4 protein-coding genes are annotated in these 3,212 nt (G+C 68.6%); 2 read left to right on the top strand and 2 right to left on the bottom strand.

From position 1 onward, the window contains the following. On the bottom strand, positions 1-510 hold a 510-nt coding region (locus tag AC1VAN_RS16370; RefSeq protein WP_480986206.1), incomplete at its 3' end, for a YceI family protein. A gap of 85 nt (positions 511-595) precedes the next feature. Continuing rightward, a complete protein-coding gene (locus AC1VAN_RS16365; protein ID WP_480986205.1) occupies positions 596-1,186 on the bottom strand; it encodes a malonic semialdehyde reductase in 591 nt (196 codons plus the stop codon). Positions 1,187-1,308: 122 nt separating this feature from the next. Here AC1VAN_RS16365 and AC1VAN_RS16360 point away from each other — a divergent pair, with 122 nt between their 5' ends. Further along, positions 1,309-2,268, top strand: a complete 960-nt coding sequence (locus tag AC1VAN_RS16360; protein ID WP_442252346.1) for a mitochondrial fission ELM1 family protein — start codon at positions 1,309-1,311, stop codon at positions 2,266-2,268. A gap of 151 nt (positions 2,269-2,419) precedes the next feature. Next, a partial coding sequence (locus AC1VAN_RS16355) for a DUF2145 domain-containing protein (RefSeq protein ID WP_480986204.1) occupies positions 2,420-3,212 on the top strand: 793 nt, incomplete at its 3' end.

The raw sequence follows: 3,212 nt of genomic DNA, 5'->3' as shown, positions 1-3,212 counted from the left end.
GTCCTTGATGGTCAGGTCGCCGGTGACGGTCAGCTTGTTGGTGCCGGCCGATTCAACCTTGGTGCTCTTGAAGCTGGCAGCCGGGAACTTGGCAGCGTCGAAGAAATCGGCGCTCTTCAGGTGCTCGTCGAACTTGGCGGTGAAGCTGTTCAGGCCGCTCAGCGGCAGCTTCACTTCCACGGTGGACTTGGTGACGTCGGTGGCGTCGTACACCAGGGTGCCTTCGGCGTTGCCGAAGTGCGCGCTCGGGTTGGAGAAGCCGAAGTGGCTCCACTGCGCCAGCACGTCGGTGTGGGTAGGGTCGAGCTTGTAGGTGCCCGAGGCGATGGTGATGGCGGCAGCGGCCGGGGCGGCAGCAGCGGCATCGGCGGCCGGGGTGGTGGCAGCCTGTTCGGTGGCGGCCGGGGCAGCAGCATCGGCTGCCGGGGCGGCGGTGTCGGCCGGCTTGGAGCAGGCGGCGATGGCCAGGGTCAGGGCCAGCGGCAGCAGCAGTTTACGGGTGGCGCTCATCTCAGGAACTCTCCGGATCGTAGGGTGGGAACACAGTGCAGCAATGGCCCGCCACGGCGGGCGGGCCCGAAACCGATACAGCGACTTACGCGATGCGCGCCGCTTCGTCGAAGGACAGACGCGGCAGACGGGGGAACAGGCCCGAATCGTCACCGTACCCCAGGTTGACCAGGAAATTCGACTTGATGCTGGTGCCGGCGAAGAAGGCTTCATCGACCTTGGCGTTGTCGAAGCCGGACATCGGGCCGGCATCCAGGCCCAGCGCGCGTGCGGCCAGGATCAGGTAAGCGCCCTGCAGGCTGCCGTTGCGGAACGCGCCTTCATGGCGGCCTTCGCGCGGGCCGTCGAACCAGGCCTTGGCGTCGGTGTGCGGGAACAGGTACGGCAGCTTCTCGTGGAAGTCCTGGTCGAAGGCCACGATGACGGTGACCGGGGCAGCCAGGGTCTTGTTGTGGTTGCCTTCGGACAGGGCCGGGGCCAGCTTGGCCTTGGCTTCGGCCGACTTCACGAASACGAAGCGCGCCGGGCTGCCGTTGGCGGCGGTCGGGCCCCACTTCASCAGGTCGTACAGGGCGTGCAGCTGGGCGTCTTCGACCGGCTTGTCGAGGAAGGCGTTCTGGGTACGGGCAGTGCGGAACAACTGGTCCAGTGCAGCAGCGTCGAGCGCGTGGGACATCGGTGGATCTCCAGGGCGGCTAAGGTCTGTGCCCGCGGGCGGCGCGGGGCGAAACGTCGATCCGCAGTGTAGAGTGTCGCGACTGTTGCAACACCCAGCAGGGCTGAAACGAATTAATGCCAATGGTGAAACGATCGAGCGCGCCTTGGACGGTCACCGACGGCCGTGCCGGCAATGTCCGGCAGGCGGTCGCGCTGGCCTCGGCGCTGCGCCAAGGCACCCACCGCCCCCTGATCCTGCAGCCCCGGGCGCCATGGCGCTGGCTGGCACCGCGGCGCTTGCCCGGTGATGTGCACGGCTACGGCCAAGCCCTGGCAACCCTCGCCGCCGATGCGCCCGCGCTGGCGATCGGCTGTGGTCGCCAGGCCGCCGGCGCGCTGCGCGTACTGCGTGCGCGCGGCAGCCAAGTGGTGCAGATCCTCGACCCGCGCATCGGTTCCCGCCACTGGGACGTGGTGGTGGTGCCCGAACATGACGCGCTGCGCGGCAGCAACGTGCTGACCCTGATCGGCAGCCTGAACCCGGTGGACGATGACTGGCTGGCCTGGGGCCGCGCGGCGTTCGCCAGCTTCAGCACCCTGCCCGGCCCGCGCACCGCGCTGCTGGTGGGCGGCCCGACGCCGCTGGCGCCGTGGGACGAAACCGCGATGGTGCATGTATTCCAGGCACTGGCCGATCAGATCCGCAGCGAGGGCGGCAGCCTGCTGGCGACGACGTCGCGACGCACGCCGCCAGCATTGGCCGAGATCCTGCGCGCGAAGTTCGCCGATCTGCCGCATGTGATCTGGGGCGATGGCGGCGATGGCGTGAACCCGTATGCCGGCCTGCTCGGCTGGGCCAACCGGGTGGTGGTGTCGCCCGATTCGGTGAACCTGTTGTCCGAGGCCAGCGCCACCCGCATGCCGGTGATGGTGGCCCTGGCCGATACCGCACAGGGACGGCTGGCACGCTTCCAGCAGCAGCTGCGCGAGCGCGGGCGCCTGCAGCCGCGTTGGCTGGACTGGCAGTACGACCGCATCGAACCGCTGCGCGAAACCACGCGGATTGCCGCCGAGGTCAAAGCGCGCCTGGCATCACGGTAGTGCCGGCCGCTGGCCGGCAACTCATGATCTTCGGCGACGTATATGCGGATGCCGGCCAGCGGCCGGCACTACCTCACCCCCTGTGGAGCGCTGATTCCAGCGATGCGGGTATGATCGGCGCGCGGGCCTGCCCGCGTCTGGAGCGGTTCACATGGAACGTCTGCATCGCCTGCGCTGCGCCCTGCTGCTGTCGATGGGCCTGCTGGCCACCGTGCCGGCATGGGCCGACAGCGGCACCTGCCGCGAGCGCTACCCCAGCGTGGCCGCGCAGGCGGCGATGTTCGATGTGGCGTGGACCACGGCCGAGCGCCTGGACGCGCTGCCCGACGTGGACGTGGTGATCGCCGCGCGTGGCGGCCAGGACCTGAGCCGCTACGGCCTGCGCCACAGCCACCTGGCCTTCCTGCTGCGCGAGGACGACGGCCGCTGGCGTGCGATGCACCTGCTCAACCGCTGCAAGACCGACAGCTCGCAGCTGTACCGCGAGGGCCTGGGCAATTTCGTCGGTGAAAGCGGCACCCATACTGATCTGCGCATCGGCGTGCCGCCCCCGGCGTTGCAGGCTGCACTGAAGCGGATGCTGGCAGCGCCGGCGATCCAGCCCAAGGCGCTGCACGAATCGAACTACAACGTGGTGGCCTATCCGTTCGCGACCGACTTCCAGAATTCCAACCAGTGGATCCTGGAAGTGCTGGCCGCAGCGATGGCGCAGGCCGAAGGGGGCCCGGTCATCGTCAAGCGCGAACAGGCACAGCAATGGCTGCGCGCGCAGAAGTACCAGCCCAGCGTGCTGCATATCGGCCTGGGCAAGCGCGTGGGTGCGCGCTTGTTCGTGGCCAACGCCACCACCACCGACCATCCGGCCAGCGAACGCATTTCCGGCAACTACTCGGTGGTGACGGTGGAATCGGTATTCGACTTCCTGCACCAGCGCAGCCAGCTGC

The sequence above is a fragment of the Stenotrophomonas sp. 05L44_2 genome (assembly GCF_056665995.1).
This window is presented reverse-complemented; position numbering and strand designations above follow the sequence as displayed.